Origin of the sequence: Promicromonospora kroppenstedtii DSM 19349 (genome assembly GCF_000515355.1) — a bacterium.
GTDB lineage: Bacteria > Actinomycetota > Actinomycetes > Actinomycetales > Cellulomonadaceae > Promicromonospora > Promicromonospora kroppenstedtii.
In genome coordinates, this window is record NZ_KI911724.1 from 25,893 (window position 1) to 28,964 (window position 3,072).

Here is a 3,072-nt window from a genome sequence, read left to right on the forward strand (position 1 = left end):
CGGCCCCTGCCCGCGACGGAGCCCGTCGACTCCCGGGCGGCCAGGGCGGAGCTGGCGCCCGGCGAGCGGGCGGCGTGGATCGGGCGGGCCACCACGACCCCGACAGGCCTGGCGCTCCAGCTCGGCGCAGCGCTCGTCTGCGCGGTGCTGACCGTGGTGACGCAGTTCTGGGCGATGCTCGTCGTGCCTGCGATCCTCGTGCTCCTCTTCCTGGCGATGCTCTCGTTCACGGTCCGCGTCGACAGCTCCGGGCTCACCGTGCGCTCGACGCTTGGCTGGCCGGGCACCCGGATACCCGCGGGCGAGGTGCTGGTCGCGTCCGCCACGCAGGTGAACCCGTTGGGCGACTACGGCGGCTGGGGCTGGCGGGTGGCGCTCGACGGGTCGGGCCGCACCGGCGTCGTCCTGAGCAAGGGCGAGGCCCTTGCGGTCGATCGGACCGGCGGTCGCGGGTTCGTGGTCACGGTGGACGGCGCCGCCGAGGCGGCAGCGCTGCTAAACACGATGGCGGAGCGAGCGCGGCCCGGGTCCGAGCCCCAGGACGACTGAGCCAGGGTCCGGGGAAGTACGGCTACCGCAGCCGGTCCGCGTGCTCCTGGGCCAGCTTCGGCGGCGCCGCCGCGAGCCATGCGTCGACCAGGGCCTCGCGCAGCCCTGCGTCGGCGATGACATCGAGCTGGATCAGCATCCCGGCGAAGCCGTCGAAGTGCGCGATGGTGAAGAACCCCGGCCGGCCCTCCGCCAGGATCGCCTCCTTCTCCCCCAGGTCCTCGACCCGGACGCCGAGGATCGGGCCCTCCGGCACCGGCTCGTCACCGAACCGCTTGAGGTCGGCCTTGGTGAAGGGGCGTTCCCAGGCGAACGCCTTGGTGCCGACCGACCAGGCACGGTGGCGGTAGCTCAGGCCCTCGGAGGTCTCGGGGAGCGCGAGGGCGAGCCGGGCGACGTCGTCGTAGGTGGCCACGGGACCACCGTAACCACAACGGCCGCCGCAGGACCGGTAGGGTGTGGGCAGTACCTGGGACGCGCCGTCCCAGATAAGCCGTTCCCACGACGAGGTGAACCCCATGCGCATCGGATTCCAGACCGGTTACTGGTCCCGCAGGCCCCCGAAGGGCATCCAGCAGTTCATCGTGGCCGCCGACAAGCTCGGCCTCGACTCGGTGTGGACCGCCGAGGCCTACGGTTCCGACGCGTTCTCGCCCCTGGCCTGGTGGGGCTCCCGTACCCGGAACGTGCGACTGGGCACGGGCATCGCCCAGATCTCCGCCCGCACACCGACGGCGACCGCCATGCAGGCCCTGACGATGGACCACCTGTCCAGGGGCCGGTTCGTGCTCGGGCTGGGCGCCTCCGGCCCGCAGGTGGTCGAGGGCTGGTACGGGCAGCCGTACAAGCGGCCGCTGGCCCGGACCCGCGAGTACGTGGACATCGTGCGGCAGGTCATGCGCCGCGAGGCGCCCGTGACGCACGACGGGTCGTTCTACCAGCTCCCGCTGTCCGCCGACGCCGAGGGCGCGACCGGGCTGGGCAAGGCCCTCAAGCCGACGGTGCACCCGTTCCGCCCCGAGATCCCGATCGTGCTGGCCGCGCAGGGGCCCAAGAACGTGGCGCTGGCCGCCGAGATCGCGGACGGCTGGATGGCCGGTTTCTACGCGCCCCGCATGGACGACGAGTTCCGCGCACTGCTGGCCGAGGGCTTCGACGTCCGCTCCGAGGAGCGTTCGGCGGCCGACCGGTTCGAGGTGTGCGCCACGGTCCCCGTGGTCGTGCGGGACGACGTCGAGGCCGCTGCCGACGTCATCCGGCCGCACATCGCGCTGTACGCGGGTGGGATGGGCGCCAAGGAGGCGAACTTCCACAAGCAGTCGCTCGACCGGCTGGGCTACAAGGAGCCGCTCGACAAGGTGCAGGAGCTCTACCTCGCCGGGCGCAAGGAGGAGGCGGCCGCGGCCGTGCCGACACAACTCGTCGAGGAGATCGCGCTGGTCGGGCCGGCCGACAAGATCCGCCGCGAGCTGCCCACGTGGGAGAAGACCGCGATCACGACGCTGCTCGTGCAGGGCGACCCGGCCTCGATGCTCGCACTCCTCGCCGCGACGCAGGACACGTCCCTGGCCGGGCGGGCCCGGTCGACGGCGGGCTCGCTCCTCGCGAGGGTCGCCCCGTCCAAGGCCTGAGATCCGGCACTCAGCGGTTCGGCTCGTCGTCCTCCGGGAACCAGACCGCGCGCCGGAGGTTCACACGGCGGCCGTCCTTGGAGAGCGGGCAGCCCTCGGCACGCAGCGCGTCCAGGGCCTCGGTCAGGTGGTGCGGCGGCGGGGAGCCCGCGGCGTTGACCACGCGCCACCAGGGCACACCGTCGCCGCCGGCCGGCCCGCCGTCCTCCCCCGCCCCGCCGCCGTCCCCGTCCGGGACGAGGTGCGCGTACCTGCTGCCCGAGCCCGCCAGGACGCTCCCGACCTGACGCGGGCCGCCGCGGCCGAGCTCCTCGCCGACGATCTCCGCGATGAGCCCGTAGGTCATGGCGCGGCCGGAGGGGATGCTGCGGACGACGTCGAGCACGGCGGCGGCGTACTCCTCGACGTCGGTGAGCGGGGGTCCGGACGACGGCTGGTTCACGGGTGCGATCGTAGACGCGGCGGCGGCTGACTCCACTTCGGCGGGGCCGGCGGAATTCCGCTTGCCCGCTGGTGCGACGATCGGCTCATGGCACTTCCCCAGATCGCCCTGCCGGCGGGGTACCGCTGGCGCACGCTGACCCCCGACGACCAGCGCCTCGTGACCGAGCTGGACACGTGGGCCTTCCCCACGGGCCACTCGCACGCCGACCTCGACGCCCTCCCGTCGCCGCTCACCTGGGAACGCACGGTGGGCATCGAGACGGACGGCGCCGACGGCCTCGTGGCGATGCACGCGTCCTACCCGTTCGCGCGGTTCCCCGTGCCGGGCGCCGAGCTGCCGACGGCGGGCCTGACCTGGGTGGGCGTGCACCCGCAGCACCGCCGGCGCGGCCTGCTGACCTCGATGATCGACCTGCACCTGGCGCGCTCCGTCGAGCGCGGCGAGCCG

The 3,072-nt window shown here is 73.6% G+C and carries 4 protein-coding genes and 1 pseudogene; 3 read left to right on the top strand and 2 right to left on the bottom strand.

All coding sequences use genetic code 11. The features are described 5' to 3' along the window. Window positions 1–549, top strand: a pseudogene (locus tag PROKR_RS20905) (DUF1648 domain-containing protein); the annotation flags it as partial. 22 nt (window positions 550–571) lie between these two features. On the opposite strand, the gene PROKR_RS20910 reads toward PROKR_RS20905, so the two are convergent. Continuing rightward, a complete protein-coding gene (locus PROKR_RS20910; RefSeq protein WP_036966822.1) occupies window positions 572–964 on the bottom strand; it encodes an MmcQ/YjbR family DNA-binding protein in 393 nt (130 codons plus the stop codon). Window positions 965–1,067: 103 nt separating this feature from the next. On the opposite strand from PROKR_RS20910, the gene PROKR_RS20915 reads away from it, so the two are divergent. After that, a complete protein-coding gene (locus PROKR_RS20915; protein WP_036966825.1) occupies window positions 1,068–2,180 on the top strand; it encodes an LLM class F420-dependent oxidoreductase in 1,113 nt (370 codons plus the stop codon). A 10-nt stretch (window positions 2,181–2,190) separates the two neighbouring features. On the opposite strand, the gene PROKR_RS20920 is transcribed toward PROKR_RS20915, so the two are convergent. Beyond that, a complete protein-coding gene (locus PROKR_RS20920; RefSeq protein ID WP_036966828.1) occupies window positions 2,191–2,622 on the bottom strand; it encodes an MGMT family protein in 432 nt (143 codons plus the stop codon). A gap of 87 nt (window positions 2,623–2,709) precedes the next feature. On the opposite strand from PROKR_RS20920, the gene PROKR_RS20925 reads away from it, so the two are divergent. Further along, on the top strand, window positions 2,710–3,072 hold a 363-nt coding region (locus tag PROKR_RS20925), incomplete at its 3' end, for a GNAT family N-acetyltransferase (RefSeq protein ID WP_036966830.1).

Coding starts and splice junctions, on each gene's coding strand:
- PROKR_RS20915 (WP_036966825.1), top strand. CDS start 1,068: ATGCGCATCGGATTCCAGACCGGTTACTGGTCCCGCAGGCCCCCGAAG.